The sequence below is a fragment of the Hymenobacter crusticola genome, assembly GCF_002154225.1.
GTDB classification, from domain to species: Bacteria; Bacteroidota; Bacteroidia; order Cytophagales; family Hymenobacteraceae; genus Hymenobacter; species Hymenobacter crusticola.
This window is the reverse complement of record NZ_MTSE01000017.1, coordinates 15,668-31,612: the sequence shown is the minus strand read 5'-3', so window position 1 is coordinate 31,612 and position 15,945 is coordinate 15,668. Positions and strand designations below refer to the sequence as shown.

Below are 15,945 nucleotides of genomic sequence, written 5' to 3'. Positions count from 1 at the left end.
TAAATTGACTCTTGCCCAAACGGGAAAGCAGCCCGGATGTTTACTTGAATGCGTTTGGGCAGACGGCAAATTGACTGGGTGCCCATCTATTTTTCGAAACGCTTCCCTTAACAACACAAAAAAAGGAGGTTGACGAGTCAACCTCCTTTTTTTGTAGCTCAGACCTAGCTTTTAGTCCAGTACATCCCAGAAAATTTTGGACGTAAACTGATTGATATCTGCTGGGATGTTGGCACTGTTTGTACTCACCTCCGTTTGCGGGTATAGCAGACGTAGCGGCAGCTTGTCGGCGCGCGGCGAGACGGATTGCAGCGAGGGTGGAAACTTAGGATATGCTGTCCGACGGTACTCGTTCCACGCTTCAATAGATGTTACCGTGTTCATTGCCAAGTACTTCTGGTAGATGATTTTTTCCAATTTGGTAACAGCACGCGGGTTGCTTCCAGTCGGAACGTCTAACCTAGTGGTAGCTGCATCCCAGCTTACTAAACCATTGGAAGAATTGGCGTCCAAGTACTTGGTGTAGTCTGACATGGCATTAGCCGACACGTTGTTTGTGCTACCAGATTGGCTCGGAGCAGGCGTATAGAAGTACACGAATGAGGTCCGAATGCCGTTGTTGTAGTCAGCTTTGGCGCCAGCGTCGCCTCCGGTTAGGTAGCCGCGCGACTTAGCCTCCGCTTGCAGAAAGTAGCTTTCGGCCGCTAGCAGCAGTGGCACTGGTGCATCGAACCCCTTTAGGATGCCGCCATAGTCTTTCCAGCGCGAAATCTGGGTGCTACCCGGCAGCGGGTTTGGGTCGCCGAGCACTACACCCTTATAGGTCCCGTTGAATGCTCCTGCCGTGGCCTTCACATAGAGTTGCGATACCCGCGGATCGTTATTTTTGTCGTACTGATCAATGATGTACTGCGTGCCATTTTGGTAGTTGCTCTGGGCAATGCGCGAGCCAGCAGGATTGGCGCGGTAAGAATTCCAGAAAGGGTTCTGCTTACCCGTTGATTGGATATAGCCAGGCTGTACTTGCACGTCGGTAGTTACAAAGCCATCGGTTGCCGTTGTTTGCAGCTTCGCCATCTCGGTGCGGATGTAACTATCCAACGATGGTACAAAGGACTGACGGAGCAGAATACGAAGCTTGAGTGTGTTGGCAAACTTCACCCAATTAGTCATGTTGCCCGTGAAGACAATATCTTCGCCGCTCACGGCCTGAGTGGTAGAGGGCGCTGTTTTGATGGCAGCCACGGCCTCATCCAGTCGCAAAATCAAATCTTTGTAGATGTCCTCAGCCTTGTCGTACTGGGGCGCGATGATAGGGGTAGCCGCATCGGCCTGTAACGACTGCGTGTAAGGAATATCGCCGTACTGATCTACCAGCAACTGGTAATTGAAGGCCTTCATGATCTTGGCAATAGCCGCATGGTAGAGCTGCCCCTGCGCGGAGGCGCTTTTCTCGATACCATCGTAGTCCTTCAAATTATCATACGTATTGCCCCAAAAGCCTTGATAGTAAGTGGCGCCGTACGTGTAAGTACGCTCCTCATTGTAGCCATTCACGGTACCGGTCTTACCCCAGTAACCAACCGTCCAGCTACCGTAGCCATTCAGGGTCAGGCCGTAGGTGTCGCCGGTTACTTTCAGGGCCTGGGCCAGGATGGCAGAAGGCACCACCTTATCCGGAGTCACGCTGTTTGGGTTGTCGTTGATGTCGTAGAACGACTCGCAGCCGGTTGCCAGCGACAGGAGCGCTGCAGCCACGAAAAGCTTTGCTATATTTTTCATCACTGATGCGAATTAAAAGGTGGCCGATAGGCTAGCGCCGTAGAAGCGAGTAGGCGGTGTCTGGCCCACGTCGTTAATGCCGATGGCATTGCCACTCTGGTTACTGAATTCCGGATCGGTCCATTGGTTTTCCTTGGGCACCCACAGGAACAGGTTACGACCGTATAGATTGAGGTTCAAACCCTTGATAAACTTCGCCTCACCTAGTAGTGTGGTAGGTACTGCGTAGCTCAACGACAGCTCCCGCAGCTTGAAGAAGTCGCCCTTGGTGACGTAGTTGGCGGCAATATTGCGGTTGTAAGAGCTGTTAGCCCAAAACTCGGCCCCACCAGGCGTCAGGTTGGTGGTGTTGGCCTCGTAGTTTACGCCGTCGGCAGCAAGTACTGAGGAGTTTGGCATCACAAAGGGCAGGCGACCGGTAGATGCACTACGCGCCGAGGCTCCTGTGAAGTCCATAGTAGAGGCTACGCCGTGGTAGATATAGTAGCCCGTACGGTACTCAGCCTGCGCCGCGAGCGTGAGGCCTTTGAACGATACGCTGGTGTTGAAGCCGTATTTGTGCTTAGGCAGCGAGTTGCCGTAATTAGTCAACTGGCTCGCCTGCGACGGCACCCAACCTTGCCGATCGTACTTAGTGCCATTGGCGGCTGTTCCCTGACCTAGGTTGATGTAGGAGAGAATCACACGACCCTGGCTGTCGCGGTTGTAGTCGGTACCCTGAATAACTGGATAGGGCTGCCCAGCAATGGCGTATATCTGTGCTTGCCCATTGTCACCGGTCGTGGACAAAGCCAACTGCTGCGTCTGGTCCGTAATCTTGAGCACTTTGTTGTTGTTGTAGTTGTAGTTAGCGCCCACGCGCCATGTAAAACCACTGCGGCTCTCGATAGGCGTGAAGTTTAGATCTACTTCTACCCCGTTGTTTTGCACACGACCCGCGTTGAGCAAATAGGAGCTATAGCCGCTGGCAGGGGCAATGCTCGCCGCAATGATCTGGTCAACGGAGAGTTGGTAGTAGTACGTAGCCGTCAGGCTTGCACGCTGCCGCAGGAAGCTCAGTTCGGTGCCCACTTCTGTAGAGTGCGTAAATTCTGGCCGCAAGCCAGGCTGCACAACCTGGTTGCTGAGCGTAAGCGACGCTGTAGAGCCGAATGGAAAGCCGCTGCCCGTGTTATACGCGGAAGCTAGGCTGTAGGCGCCGTACGTGGTAGCTACGCCGGACGAGCTGTTGGGAAAGTTCACCTGGCCCACCTTGGAGTAGCCGCCACGCAGCTTGCCGTAGTCGAAAAAGGACAGCTCCTTCAGCGCGGGTATGGCTTCAGAAAGCACCAACGAGGCATCTACGCTCGGGTAGAAGTAGGACCGGTTGTCGGGGTCAAGCGTCGAAACAGTTTCCTGGCGACCGGAGCCGTGCAGATAGATTAAGTCCTTATACCCTAGGGTAAGGTCGCCGAAGAAGGCACCCTGACGGTAGCGGAACTGCGCCTGCCCTCCGGTCAGCTCTCCAATGCGGTTGTTAACGTTGAACACGCCTGGCACGAACAGCGCATTGGCGGCTACGCTCTGGTAGTTGGCGTTATTCACCTGCACGTTGTTGCCTAAAATAGCTTTCACCGAAATCACCCCGAATTTCTTGTCGAAGTTGAGGAACAAGTCGGAGTTGAGGCGGTTCACGGCACTGGACAGATCAGATACTGCTCCTGGAATGTTGGTGCGGGAGTTGATCGGCCGGGTGAGCGTATAGTTCGAGTACGTAAATTTCTCCTGCCAGCTCTTATTACCCTCGGTGATGGCCGTGAGGCCTATGCGGTACTGCGCGGTCAGCCAGCTCGTAATCTTGTAGCCTAGGTCGATGTTGCCAACTAGCGTGTTGCGGCGGATGCTGCGGCGGTTGTCGTCAAGGTTGAAGTAAGGGTTGGCAAAGTACTCGTTGTAATAGCCGTTGGGGTTAGCATATACGTCGGTCTGCCAGTTCTTGTACTGTGTAAGCGGAATCAGCGACGAGGTGTTCAGCAGTTGGTTGTAAACGCCACCAGTCGTTTGGTCAACTTTGTAGGTAGTGTACGACACGTTTACGCCAGCCGAGAGCTTGCCCATCTGGCGCGAAGCGTTCGTACGGAAGGTATTGCGGTCATACTCATCCTTCGGTAAGATGCCTTTGTTGTGCGTATTCTGGTACGAGACGTAGATTTTAGTATCCTTGTCGCCGCCTGAAAACGACACGTTATTCTGCATCTGGTAACCAGTATTGAAGAAATCTTTGCGTTCGTTCGGCCGTGACACGTACGCAATCTTTTGTACATCGCCTACTTCTGGCTTGTACCCTAGGTCACGGATAGTGCCGTCGAAACGGGGACCGTACTGCTGGTTTTCGTAGGGTGTGTATTCCTGAATCCACTCCGACGAGCCGGGGCCAAACTCGTTCTGGAGCTTGGGCCAGAAGCTGATCTGCTCTAGCTGCGAAGTGTGGGTGAAAGTAACAGCAGGCCCGTTGCCGCCTTTCTTAGTAGTAATAATCAGGGCGCCGTTTGTGGCTTGCGAGCCGTAAAGGGCGGCAGCATTGGCGCCTTTCAGAATAGTTATGTCAGCAATATCGTCAGGATTCAACGAGGTTAGCACGTCCTGCGTCGTCTGCACGCCGTCGATAACCACCAAAGCCTGGTTTTCACCTGTGAGCGAGCGAGTGCCGCGTAACGTAACGCGTACGCTAGGATTGATGCCGTTGTTAACGGTTTGAATCTGCAAGCCCGATACTTTACCGGCTAGGCCGTTGGTCACGTTTGTTACACGTGCCTGGTTAAGTTCCTTTGAGCCAATGGTTGAAGTAGCATAACCTAGCTCTTGCGCCTGGCGCTGAATACCGAGGGCACCAGTTACGACTACTTCCCCAAGCTGCTTGGTATCAGCACCTAGCGAAACGTTGATGCTAGTAGCCGAGCCAATGGGCTGCTCGACGGCGGAGTAGCCGATGGAAGAAAAAGTGAGAACCGAGGAAGTTGTTGGGACTGTAATCGAGTAGCCGCCATCGGCATTAGTAGAGACGCCGATAGTCGTGCCTTTTGCCAGCACCGTGACCCCTGGTAGCCCTTGCCCATTGGTTCGGTCTGTGACCCGCCCCGAAATTGCTCGACTCTGCGCTGCTACCTGCTGCAACAGGCCAACAACCAAGAGAAGTGTTACGAGTAATTTTTGTTTCATGTAGTTGCTTTTAGTGATTTTTTGGTGAGCTGAACAACATCAATCCACAAGTATACAGCGCAAGTCTTATTTTGATACCAATGATTTCATTTTGAGAAATTATTATTTTTCTCGACTTTATATGCAAACGTTTCAGTTAATACCGCTTTGCATTGACATATTTTCTATTTTATTCCTTTTATGATTGTACATAATCTTGCTCACCACAACCTACTTTTTAGTCTCATAAAATTCTAATAATTATATTTTAACAAATAATCAACACTGTTAATACCAATTTAATACTATTAAAGTGCAATACTAAAGCATTGTCTAATACACATTATATTGTACTTATCAAAGACAAACATCACATTGTCGCCTAGCTATTGATACACCCAGACGCTTCCGCAGTTTATTTGACCATTGGATGATTTTTCTTGCAAAAACATCCGAGAGGATACGTACTTATCAGTACCCGGCACCTCAAATTTTTGCTTATCCCTTTTTATGAAGCAGTACCTCACTCCACAAGTGCTGGCGGCTCTCCAGCAGTTGCCCTCTTCCGACGCGCCAGTTCCTACTACCCTAGCTACTACACCCGAAGAACTCCACCAACGCGCTGTGGCCCTCGACGACAAGTTAGCCGACCTTTCTCTGGACCAGATCGAAGCCCAACTGCAAAGCATCTTCGACGATGATACCTGGACCCAGCAACAACTCCCTGCCGTACCCGAGCAGGTGCAACACCGCTACACGTATGTGTATGTGAACCAAGCGCTGCTAGGAGCCTAGGCTAGGTATAGCTAAGTGACACCACTCGGCGAACTTGTTTTTGCTGCTTAGCCTAGCAGCCGTGTGGAAAATGACGAGGACGGGCATCATCTAGCTGTCTAAAGCCAACCTCATTACTTCCACGCTTATGCATGTACCCCGCCGTTATCGTCGCAAGTTGTTGTTTCCCCCGGGGCTGTTGGCGCTCGGGGTTTTGTTACTGCTTGGATGCATGCAGATAGCCAGAGACCAGAGGTTTCTACCTCAATATGTTTTGCAGTTCAATACCATGCCTGCCGATGACAGCCTTTATAGCCGCTTGGAGGAAGATTCTGGGTCGCGCTGGTACTATACGCAACGAGAAATGGAAGCATTGAGACTGTGGCGTGACTACCGTTTTACTAATGATGCATTTCACAACTGGTGGATAATTCAAGCATCACAACCAGCCCTCGACAGACTTCAACGGTTTCCTAATTCTGTCGATGGTATTCGATTGCGCTTCCATTCAAATGCTTTTTACAGTGATGTAATCAAAGTGCTAGATCTACTGGCGAAGCATGAGAAGAACAGATGCCTCGTTGATGCTAAGGGTCAAGCACTCACTATTTATGCTTTTACGGAAGAGCCTGCTCCAAAGACGGTTGCAAACTGTGTTGACTCCTACGGGTTTCTCGGCGAATGCCGTCTTATATTACGTGTCGCGTCGGAGTTACCTGGGGTTCTTCCTCTCCAACAATTGCTGCTTGACCCAGCCTGGCGTAATTCCCTGTATTTACTCCTGCTACTAAGCATAGTCTCCATCTGGAAAATGACGCGACCTAGCTTCTACTAAGCTAGCCCGGCAACCCTAGCGGCAACTCCACAGTTGAACAAGGCACACCTAGCCTATTCATCTTATGCGCCTGCTTACGCTTTCTCTTGCCTGCCTCGCTGCCACTACCACGATTGCCCAAAACGTGCCGCCCGAGGCGACACCATTCAAAATGACAGGCAACATCTATTTGCCTTCTAAGCTGCCCGTAACAGATGCGCGCGTGGCGAGTTTGAAAGTGCCAGCGGGTTTCACCGTCACCAAATACGTTGATGGGCTCGATATGCCGCGCATGCTAGCCGTTGCGCCCAACGGAGATGTGTACGTATCGAACCGGGTGAAAGGGACTATCACGCTTATTCGCGACGCCAATAAGGATGGCAAAGCAGAATTAACCAAGCAGGTAGCTCAACGCGCCCATTTGCACGGCCTAGCTCTCAAAGACAACAAGCTCTACATTGCCGCCATTCGGGAGGTGTACGTGGCTGATGTGCAGAAAGACGGCACCCTAGGTACGCTCAAAACCCTCTACAAGGATCTGCCCGATGCTGGCCAGCACGCCAACCGCACCTTACACTTTGGCCCCGACGGCAAGCTTTACTTATCGGTGGGCAGCACCTGCAACGCCTGCGACGAGGATAACCCCGAAAACGCGACGCTGCTGCAAATTAATACCGACGGCTCGGGGCGGCGCGTGGTCGCACGCGGCTTGCGCAACACCATCGGCTTCGACTGGCACCCAACTACCAAGGCGCTGTACGGCATGGACCACGGCATCGATTGGCTCGGCGACGAAGACCAGCAAGAGGAGTTCAACCAGATTAAGGACGGCGCCCACTACGGCTGGCCTTCCATCATCGCCGACGGCAAACACTATCCTGCCAACAAACCCAAGAGCGGAGACTCCTACGAGCAGTTCGACGCCAAAACGCAGCGCCCGTTGCTGCTGTACAAGGCTCACTCTGCCCCGCTCGGCTTAATATTTTACAACGGAGCACAGTTTCCGGCCGAATATAAAAACGACGCTTTCGTGACCATGCACGGCTCTTGGAACCGTGCGCAGCCTTCCGGCTACAAGATTGTGCGTGTGCGCTTCAACGCCCAGGGCCAGCCCCAGCAGTTTGAGGATTTCCTAACCGGGTTTCTAGTAGAAAACGACAAATCGGAGTTTGGGCGCCCGTGCAGCATCGTGCAAGCCCCCGACGGCGCCCTACTCGTGTCGGACGACGATAACGGGGTGATTTACCGCGTGGCATACACGGCTAGCACGAAAAAAAGCTAGGTTAGCTAGCTGCACGCCGCACCCCTTACTGTTTTGGCGGCATGTCTAGCTTGCCACTCCTGCTGCCTAGCAGCCTTTCGCTTTGTTCGCTCGTTGCATTATACTATTGGTGAGGCTGCCTGCTCCTACTTATGAAAAAACTTACTTCCAACCTCACCTTTCAGGTTCTCACCGCCATTGCCCTCGGTATCGTCGTCGGGGCGCTGTTCCCGGGCTTCGGAGCGGCGCTCAAGCCTGTCGGCGATACATTTATCAACCTCATCAAAATGCTCATCGCCCCCATCATCTTCCTGACGGTCGTGCTCGGTATTGGCAGCATGGGCGACATGAAAAAGGTAGGCCGCGTAGGCGGGAAAGCACTGCTGTACTTTGAAATCGTGACTACCCTAGCGTTGGTAATTGGCATCACGGCGGCGAACCTAGCCAAGCCCGGTCACGGCATCGACGCACGGGCTTCGGTGGCGAACCAAGGCACGGCGCAAGCGGCCGAAGCAGCCAAGTACACGACACAGGCCACTACAGGCGGCATGGATTGGGTGGCGTTTTTCACGCACATCGTACCGCACAATGTGGTGGGCGCGTTTGCCGAGGGCGAAGTCCTGCAAGTCTTGCTGTTTGCGGTGCTGTTCGGCGTGGCTGTCAGCCGCTTGCCAGCTAGCTATGGGCAGCCGCTCATGCAGACCTTTGATCGGCTGTCGCACGCCATGTTTGGGGTGCTGGCCATCGTGATGAAGCTCGCCCCGCTAGGCGCTTTTGGCGGCATGGCCTTCACCATTGGCAAATACGGCATTGCCACGCTACTGCCGCTGGCCAAGCTCATGGCTGTGGTGTACGTGACAATGTTCCTATTCATTTTTGTGGTCCTCAACCTAATTATGCGGTTCTATGGGCTGAGCCTGTGGCGCTACCTAGGTTTTATCAAAGAAGAAATTCTACTGGTGCTCGGCACCTCCTCGTCGGAGTCGGCGCTGCCGCGCATGATCGATAAGCTTGAACGGCTTGGCTGCTCGCGCTCGGTAGCGGGCCTGGTCATCCCAACGGGGTATTCCTTCAACCTCGATGGTACGTCTATCTACCTATCTATTGCCGTTATTTTCCTGGCGCAAGCTTTCGATATTTCATTGTCACTCAGCCAAGAATTGTCGCTCATTGGTATTCTGATGCTTACCTCGAAAGGAGCAGCGGGCGTCACAGGTTCAGGCTTTATCGTGCTGGCCTCGACGCTAGCCGCTACCAAAGTCATTCCGGTAGAAGGCGTGGCGTTGCTGCTGGGCGTCGACCGCTTTATGAGCGAGGCGCGTGCCATCACCAACGTTATCGGCAATGGCATAGCGACGCTGATCATTGCCAAAAGTGAGGGCGAATTTGACGAGGCGCGGCACCAACAGGCCCTGCAAGGCCTAGCCGTTCCGGCCGAACAGGTGCCGGAAAAGCTAGGAGACAAGACTAACCCACGGCTGGAAGAATATCAGTTTCCGCAGGAGAAATAAAGCGCGTTTTTGTGTTTACCTAGCTAGTAGGAACGCTCCGTGGCGCGTCCGGCGCTTGCCTTATTTATGTCGCAGCTGTCCATCTAGCTGATGGACAGCGCTGAAAATGCGGTGGCGCGTTTCTACTGCTTTGGTTTGTCTCCTAGTTCCTATGCCGACCCTCTCCCCCGATCTGCGCAAAGCGTTACTCAACTTACCCCAGAAAGAAAAAGACCAACTCCTCATCCGCTTGGTCAGTCAGGATGCGGTGCTCACGGAGCAGCTAGCTTACCGTTTGCTGGAAGGTCCGGATGCTTTAGAAGACCGCCGGCAAGCCCTGCGCACCCAAATTGACGACCCCGTGCGCGGCTTTCACCAAACGCCCAACGACCTACTGGTGATTGTGCGGCAATTGCAGGCCCGCATTGGCTACCACGCCAAAATAACCGGCGACGCCTTTGGGGAGGTAGAGCTAACAGTGCGCTTACTCAGCCGTGTGTTTGAGCACCAGCCCGCCGCCGTTGCGCGGTTACATGGCCCTACCCAACCCTTGCTCCAACACCTAGCCCGGCGCACCCATGAGGCATTGCGGCAAGCTGATAAGCTACACCCCGACTACCACGTGGAGCTAGCTGAATCCGTCGCAAGACTATTGCAGCATGTGTGGCAATCGGCAGCGGCTCCCCTAGCCCGCGAGCTAGGTGTGCCGCGCCAATGGGAAGCCTAGGGTCTGGTATTCCACGAAGTAGTGGCATCTTTTCGCGGTCAAAAGCAGTACAACAGCTAGACTTCTTTTCCGCCATGGAAGCGGCGCTTTTTGCACCGTTTCCCTAGCTATTTCCGCCATGACCTACACTCCACACCCCGAACACATGCGCGCCCCACAACTCAACGAGCACGAATTGCACCAAGCCCTCGACGAGCTTACGGCCAAAATCAAGATTCTTCAGAATCGCGCCCACACAACTACCGCCCACTCCGAAGCCACTTACCACGAGCACATTGCGGCGCTGGAAGTGAAGCGCGCGCAGCTTGAGCAGCAGCTAGGGTCGGCGAAGGACGCCAAAGCTGACTCTACGCAGCACGACTCAAGCGTGTGGGACGAAATTCGCCGGGGCGTTGACAACCTGCGTAAGGATCTGCAAAACCTGTTTTAAGCCTTCCTTCATGCGCAACTATATCCTCACGTTTTCTCTGGCAGCCAGCTGCTTGCTCACTGCCTGCACGGCTCAAGAAAGCTACAAAAATGCCGAAGCATGCGAGAAAGTCCAGATGGGGATGACCCAGGAACAGGTTCGTCACCTGATGGGCGAGCCAACCGGCCAAGACGACAAAAGCGGCAATGGCACTACATGGTCGTACTTGTTCGGCAGTGCCACTGATACCACGCCTATCCGTATCGAGTTTGGTGCCGATGGGAAAGTACAAGCCAAGTCTTGTGCGCCGCAGGCCTCTGGCAAAGAGCGCCCAACTGGCAACTAACCCCCTTGGCTGTGCGCCACGCATGGTCAGAGGTATAAATTCTATCTTCTTCAAACGCCCCAGAGCCACCTAGCTTTGGGGCGTTTTGCTATTAAGCACCGCAGTTAGGCAAGTCGTCCTGCACCTTGCTTTGCTTGCGCAAGTGTTCTTATTCTACTAGACTTCTCACGCGGTGTACGCTCGCCTTGGCGGGAGCACAACGACCTTCTCAGATTCTTACTACGCAAATAGAAAATTGTACCGTTTTGAGAAAGACAGTCCAACAGCTGATCCTGCACCATGGCAAAAATATATATAATTTTATATTTAAAATACTTTACCAACTTTGAATTATACCTTTAAAATCCAGCAATTGGGTAGAACATAGGTATACTTGGAAGAAAGCATGAGAATTGTATAAAACGGAGCGCACGGCACGAAAAATGTCTTTTGCAGCAGTATTAACTGTACTGCTATTCTTTTTCAGCCCGCGTATGAACCGATTACTACGCACCCTTACATTAGTACTATTTCTTTTACTCATCCAAGCAAACACCTTGCTTGCACAGTCGACACCTGAGAAAAAGCCTGGTACTCTCGTGCTTAAGCTCAAATCGACTTATACAACTTTAGCAGGTTCTGATCAGCCAACGATTCCTGTGCTGACTAATGTACTGGAGCAGCTAGGAGCGACCAATGTGCGCCGCAAGTTTCCCCATTCTTTGTTTCCCGACCCTGACCAACACGGCTCAGTTAACTTGCAGATGGTGTACCAGGTTGACTTAGCATCCGACTTTCCGTTGGAGAAAGCCTGCCGGGCCCTGATGCAAACGGGTGTGCTAGAGTACGCCGAACCGCTCTATCGCCGGGGGCTCCTCTCCCAGCCTAGCGACCCCCTCGCTGATTCACTAACGGGCCCGCAGTACCACCTGAAGAACATCAAAGCTTATCGGGCTTGGGATGTCACGAAGGGCGACACATCTATCGTCATTGGCATCATCGACACGGGCACCCGCTTGCAGCACGAAGACCTGAAAAAGCAGCTCAAATACAACTACGCCGACCCCATCGACGGCATCGATAACGACCACGATGGCTACGTAGACAACTTCAACGGCTGGGACCTAGCTGACCGTGACAACGACCCCACCTCTAATCCGCTAATTAGCCAAAAGGTTCATGGTATTCTGGTAACAGGTGCTGCCGCCGCCAGCACCGACAATGGCCTCGGAGTAGCCGGTGTCGGCTTCCGGTGCAAGTACCTGCCAATCAAAGTATATCCGAGCACATACGCTGGCGACTTCGCTGGTTACGAAGGCGTGGTATACGCTGCCGACCACGGCTGCCAGGTAATCAATCTTTCATGGGGCAACGAGGGAGGCCGCTCACAGTTCGAGCAGGACGTAATTACGTATGCCGCCATCAACCGCGACGTAGTGATTGTAGCGGCGGCTGGCAATGGCACCACCGAATCAGATTACTATCCTGCTAGCTACGAGCATGTTATATCAGTTGCTTCCGTAAAGCAAGATGATGTTAGGGGTACTAATAGCACGTACAGCTACCGAGTTTCCGTAGCGGCGCCGGGCTATGGCATCTGGACCACGCGAGGCGACCAGCTTAACGATTATAACAGAGTAGATGGCTCTTCGTTTGCTTCTCCCATTGTGGCTGGTGTAGCGGCATTAGTTCGCTCGCGTTTCCCCAACTACAAAGCCGATCAGGTAGCCGCGCAGCTACGCCAAACTGCCGACAACATCAGCACCGTCGCGGGCAACACGGCTTACGCGGGCAAGCTAGGTACGGGCCGCATCAACGCCTACCGCGCCGTAACGCTCACCGACCGCCGCGAAGTACGCATTGTGCACAGCACCTTCACGCCTGCCCGTGAGGTATTTCTGGCCGGCGACGCGATGAGCCTCATCATGGAGGTACAGAACATGCTGCTGCCCGTCGAGAACTTGAAGATAACGCTCACCACCCTCTCCCCTTACCTCACTATTCGCCGGAATACATTCACCGTAGGCGCGCTGAGCACGCTGGAGCACCAAACCAACGATGCCGCGCCCTTTCTGGTTTCTGTGCAGTCGGGTGTGCCGGCCAACACGAAGGCCATTCTGAAGTACCACTTCACGACTGCCGACGGGTACGAAAGCGACCAATATTTGACGCTGCTGCTCAACCCAGGCTATGTGCTGCTCGACGCGAATGATCTACATATGACGCTCACCACCCGCGGCAATATTGGCTACGATGGCCTAGGCTCTTACTTGGGCGAAAGCATCACATACAAAAACAGCGGCTTGTTGTTATCTGAGGGCGGCCTAATGGTAGCCACTAGCCCAACCCGGACTTCTGACCGTGTCCGCGAATCACCTTACAGCAGCCGTACCGACTTCTTCTCGGTTGCTCAGCTTGCCATGAGCGAAGCACCCTTGCGTGCCACCCAAGAGGCCACAGGCACCTTCCGCGACTCGCTACCAGGCTCAGTGCGCAAGAATAGTGTGGGCCTGCGTATCAAGCAACATGCTTACGCTTGGTCAGGTGCTGGCCAGCGCAACTACGTGATAGTAGAATACAGCCTCACCAACGTGACGCCCGACACGCTGCGCCCCCTGTACGCTGGCTTGTTTATGGACTGGGACTTACCGCTCACCGTTACCCGCAACGCCGCTGCCTGGGATGCAAGCCGTTCGCTGGGCTACGTCTATTCGCCAGTAACAAGCAGCATCTATACAGGCGTGAAAGTACTAACTGGCGGCACCCCTACGGTATACTCCATCGACAACAATGCGCCTACAGCCTCTCCGGTGTATTTGCGCGATGGCTTCAACCGGGCCGAAAAGTTTACGGCCCTAAGCAGCGGCACGAGCAATGCCACGGCTGGTCTTCCTAACGGCTCGGACGTATCGCAGGTAGTAGGAGCGGCCGTTGGCAAGCTAGCCCCCGGCGACTCCGTAACGGTAGCCTTCGCGGTACTAGGTGCTGGCTCGCTTGCCGAACTACAAACCTCCGCTACCAATGCCCAGCTTACCTACAGCGGCAAGGTGCTTCCTACGCGCGAAGCAGCTACAGCGGCTCAATGGCAAGTATATCCGAACCCAACGGCAGGCAAGGTGCGCATAGACGTTCCACATGCGTTCGTAGGCCAGCAACTGCGCATCCTAAATGCGCTCGGTCAGTGCATTCGCCAGCAGCCTCTGCGAAGCACCAATACCGAGCTTGACCTAGGTGATTGCACCGCCGGAATGTATATACTTCAAGTGCAAGGCCCAACGACTACTCTTGCTCGCCGCGTGCTAGTGCACCCCTAGTTTAGATAGCTTTTTCACATAACCCCCTAGTACCTAGCTTACCTAGCTAGTTACTAGGGGGTTGTTGTTTGTTAGCTACAGGACGGTTTGTTCTAATAGAGCCCTACCCTATCCACCAGCAACATACTTTAACTGCTGCCGGCAGCTACCTTTATTCATGCCAATACCCTGGCAATTAGCAAGTTAATTTTCTTTTTAAGTGATTTTACTAAATTATTTAGCCCATACACTCCCATTATGGCACTGTAACCGTAGGCATGCATAATAAATTTATGCTATATAGCTTTCAAAGCTTGACTGTTAGTTAAAATCTCATTAAAAACTTGGGGGTGATTTTCAGCGATTAATCAGTGGTCTTATGCCAAATATAATTGGCTAACATTTTTAGTTTTCGACGGATATTGGTATCTTTGTATATGTCGAAAGTAAAGCTTCCTACTCCGCTTCCTGTGCAGCAATATGCCCGCTGCGTGAATGACAGCAGCCAGCCCACCGACTACATCGGTGACTGGCCAGTAGCTGGCAAGGTGTACCCCGTGCGTGTGTTGCCCAATGCGCGCACCGGTGAGCCCCAAATTCACGTACTAGGTTTTTATGCTGAGCGTCCTTATGGTGCTTTCGCCCGCCACCGCTTTGAGCCGGTGGCTGAGGTGTGGCTGAACTAACTGCTGCTTCGTTTCTAGGTCAACCGGTTTTCCCGGCTTCTTCCGTTTCCCACACGGAGGTAGCCGGGTTTCTTTTTTACTACCCGTTGCACTGAGTAGATTTGGCTTTACGCTTTTCGCATGAAACCAACCCCCGAACCCGAAGAAGTATACAGCATTCCGGTCGAATACCGGAAAATGGAAAACATGCACATCTTGTTCTGGCTGATAAAAGATATCAGCTGGTGCATGGTCTGGAAGCCGCTGGGCTTGCTCATGATCTTGCCTACGCTAGGTATTGCGGTTGTAATTTGCTGGCGCACTCGCACCATCAAATCAGAGCTAGCCCACAACCTAGCTATTGTGTTCTGGATTACGGCCAACTCCTACTGGATGATCAGCGAGTTTATGGGCTTCGATACGCTCCTTATTGGGCACACCATCGAAGGCAAACATCTCGCTATTGTTCCGTTCCTGATTGGCTTGCTCATCTTAGCTTACTATTACTTGGTGCAGAAGCCACGAGAAGAAAATCAAGAGCAGGTATCGACACTCTGACTTATCCAGTACATGCCTTTCAGCAGTGCTGGACCTGTAATCACCATTTTAGCGGTTTCCCACTGAGCGTTAGTAGGAAAGCAGCGTTTCAAAGGCTTACGCCAGCCGAAACAGCATTAAGCCCGTATAATGGTTGAGTTACTCAGTTGTCTCCTTATTCTTTTGTCATGGAAAATACGCCTCAAGCTCCGCAATCTGCCCCTGAAAATGTTTCTGGCAATGAAGCCCCCCGTTATGGGGAGTTTGGCACTGCTGATGCTGCTAATCAGCCTAAATCAGGTTTCGCTAGCGCCTCAAATGATGGCTCAAACGACAACCCAGACGAATTCAGTGAGTTTCGCAAAAAACGTCCAAACAGTACCGAAGACTACGGCCAAGTGAGCAAAAACGCTGACCCAGCCGAACAACGCGGCCACGTTGAACAAAACCAGAACCCAGATGCTGTCGTTGCTGCCCAGGATAGTGACGAAGGTACCCGGCGGGCTGCCTATGCGGCCGATGACCCTCGTTACGGCAGCGGCAGCTCCTCAACTTGGAAAGAAGACGAGCAAGCCTAGCGCGCATAGTGTGTTTTGTGAGCCGAACAGATACTCTGTTCGGCTTTTCTTTTTCAACGCACAACCTAGGTTACCTCTTTGTCATTGGCTGTTCTGTAGGCCTCTTTCTTCTA

At 52.9% G+C, this 15,945-nt stretch carries 13 protein-coding genes; 11 read left to right on the top strand and 2 right to left on the bottom strand.

Annotated features, from left to right (window positions below; translation table 11 throughout):
- Nucleotides 1-171: 171 nt before the first annotated feature.
- Together BXP70_RS22145 and BXP70_RS22140 are read right to left on the bottom strand one after the other, a co-directional pair.
- Nucleotides 172-1,782 carry a SusD/RagB family nutrient-binding outer membrane lipoprotein gene (locus BXP70_RS22145; RefSeq protein ID WP_086596307.1) on the bottom strand — a complete coding sequence of 537 codons (1,611 nt, stop codon included), beginning with the start codon at nt 1,780-1,782 and terminating at the stop codon, nt 172-174.
- Between the two features lie 12 nt (nt 1,783-1,794).
- Nucleotides 1,795-4,980 (bottom strand): SusC/RagA family TonB-linked outer membrane protein, encoded by a 3,186-nt coding sequence (locus BXP70_RS22140; protein ID WP_086596306.1) that lies wholly within the window; start codon nt 4,978-4,980, stop codon nt 1,795-1,797.
- A gap of 489 nt (nt 4,981-5,469) precedes the next feature.
- Here BXP70_RS22140 and BXP70_RS22135 point away from each other — a divergent pair, with 489 nt between their 5' ends.
- From BXP70_RS22135 to BXP70_RS22085, 11 genes are all read left to right on the top strand, one after another.
- The gene (locus BXP70_RS22135; RefSeq protein ID WP_086596305.1) at nt 5,470-5,754 is read left to right on the top strand and encodes an aminoglycoside phosphotransferase family protein; all 285 of its coding nucleotides are present in this window, start codon (nt 5,470-5,472) and stop codon (nt 5,752-5,754) included.
- Nucleotides 5,755-5,881: 127 nt separating this feature from the next.
- Nucleotides 5,882-6,568: a hypothetical protein gene (locus BXP70_RS22130; protein WP_086596304.1), complete on the top strand. Its 687-nt coding sequence runs from the start codon at nt 5,882-5,884 to the stop codon at nt 6,566-6,568.
- Between the two features lie 64 nt (nt 6,569-6,632).
- Nucleotides 6,633-7,829, top strand: a complete 1,197-nt coding sequence (locus BXP70_RS22125) for a PQQ-dependent sugar dehydrogenase (RefSeq protein WP_086596303.1) — start codon at nt 6,633-6,635, stop codon at nt 7,827-7,829.
- 131 nt (nt 7,830-7,960) lie between these two features.
- Entirely contained in the window at nt 7,961-9,319 is a 1,359-nt protein-coding gene (locus tag BXP70_RS22120) for a dicarboxylate/amino acid:cation symporter (protein ID WP_086596302.1), read from the top strand.
- A 151-nt stretch (nt 9,320-9,470) separates the two neighbouring features.
- Entirely contained in the window at nt 9,471-10,025 is a 555-nt protein-coding gene (locus BXP70_RS22115; RefSeq protein WP_086596301.1) for a hypothetical protein, read from the top strand.
- Between the two features lie 118 nt (nt 10,026-10,143).
- Nucleotides 10,144-10,455 carry a sll1863 family stress response protein gene (locus BXP70_RS22110; protein WP_086596300.1) on the top strand — a complete coding sequence of 104 codons (312 nt, stop codon included), beginning with the start codon at nt 10,144-10,146 and terminating at the stop codon, nt 10,453-10,455.
- 10 nt (nt 10,456-10,465) lie between these two features.
- Entirely contained in the window at nt 10,466-10,780 is a 315-nt protein-coding gene (locus BXP70_RS22105; RefSeq protein ID WP_086596299.1) for an outer membrane protein assembly factor BamE, read from the top strand.
- 473 nt (nt 10,781-11,253) lie between these two features.
- On the top strand, nt 11,254-14,073 hold the full coding sequence (locus BXP70_RS22100; RefSeq protein ID WP_179197778.1) for a S8 family peptidase: 2,820 nt from the start codon (nt 11,254-11,256) through the stop codon (nt 14,071-14,073).
- Between the two features lie 416 nt (nt 14,074-14,489).
- Nucleotides 14,490-14,738, top strand: coding sequence for a hypothetical protein (locus BXP70_RS22095; protein WP_086596297.1), 249 nt, complete (start codon nt 14,490-14,492; stop codon nt 14,736-14,738).
- A 120-nt stretch (nt 14,739-14,858) separates the two neighbouring features.
- A complete protein-coding gene (locus BXP70_RS22090) occupies nt 14,859-15,275 on the top strand; it encodes a hypothetical protein (RefSeq protein WP_218779841.1) in 417 nt (138 codons plus the stop codon).
- Nucleotides 15,276-15,442: 167 nt separating this feature from the next.
- Nucleotides 15,443-15,832 (top strand): hypothetical protein, encoded by a 390-nt coding sequence (locus tag BXP70_RS22085; protein WP_086596296.1) that lies wholly within the window; start codon nt 15,443-15,445, stop codon nt 15,830-15,832.
- Nucleotides 15,833-15,945 lie beyond the last annotated feature (113 nt).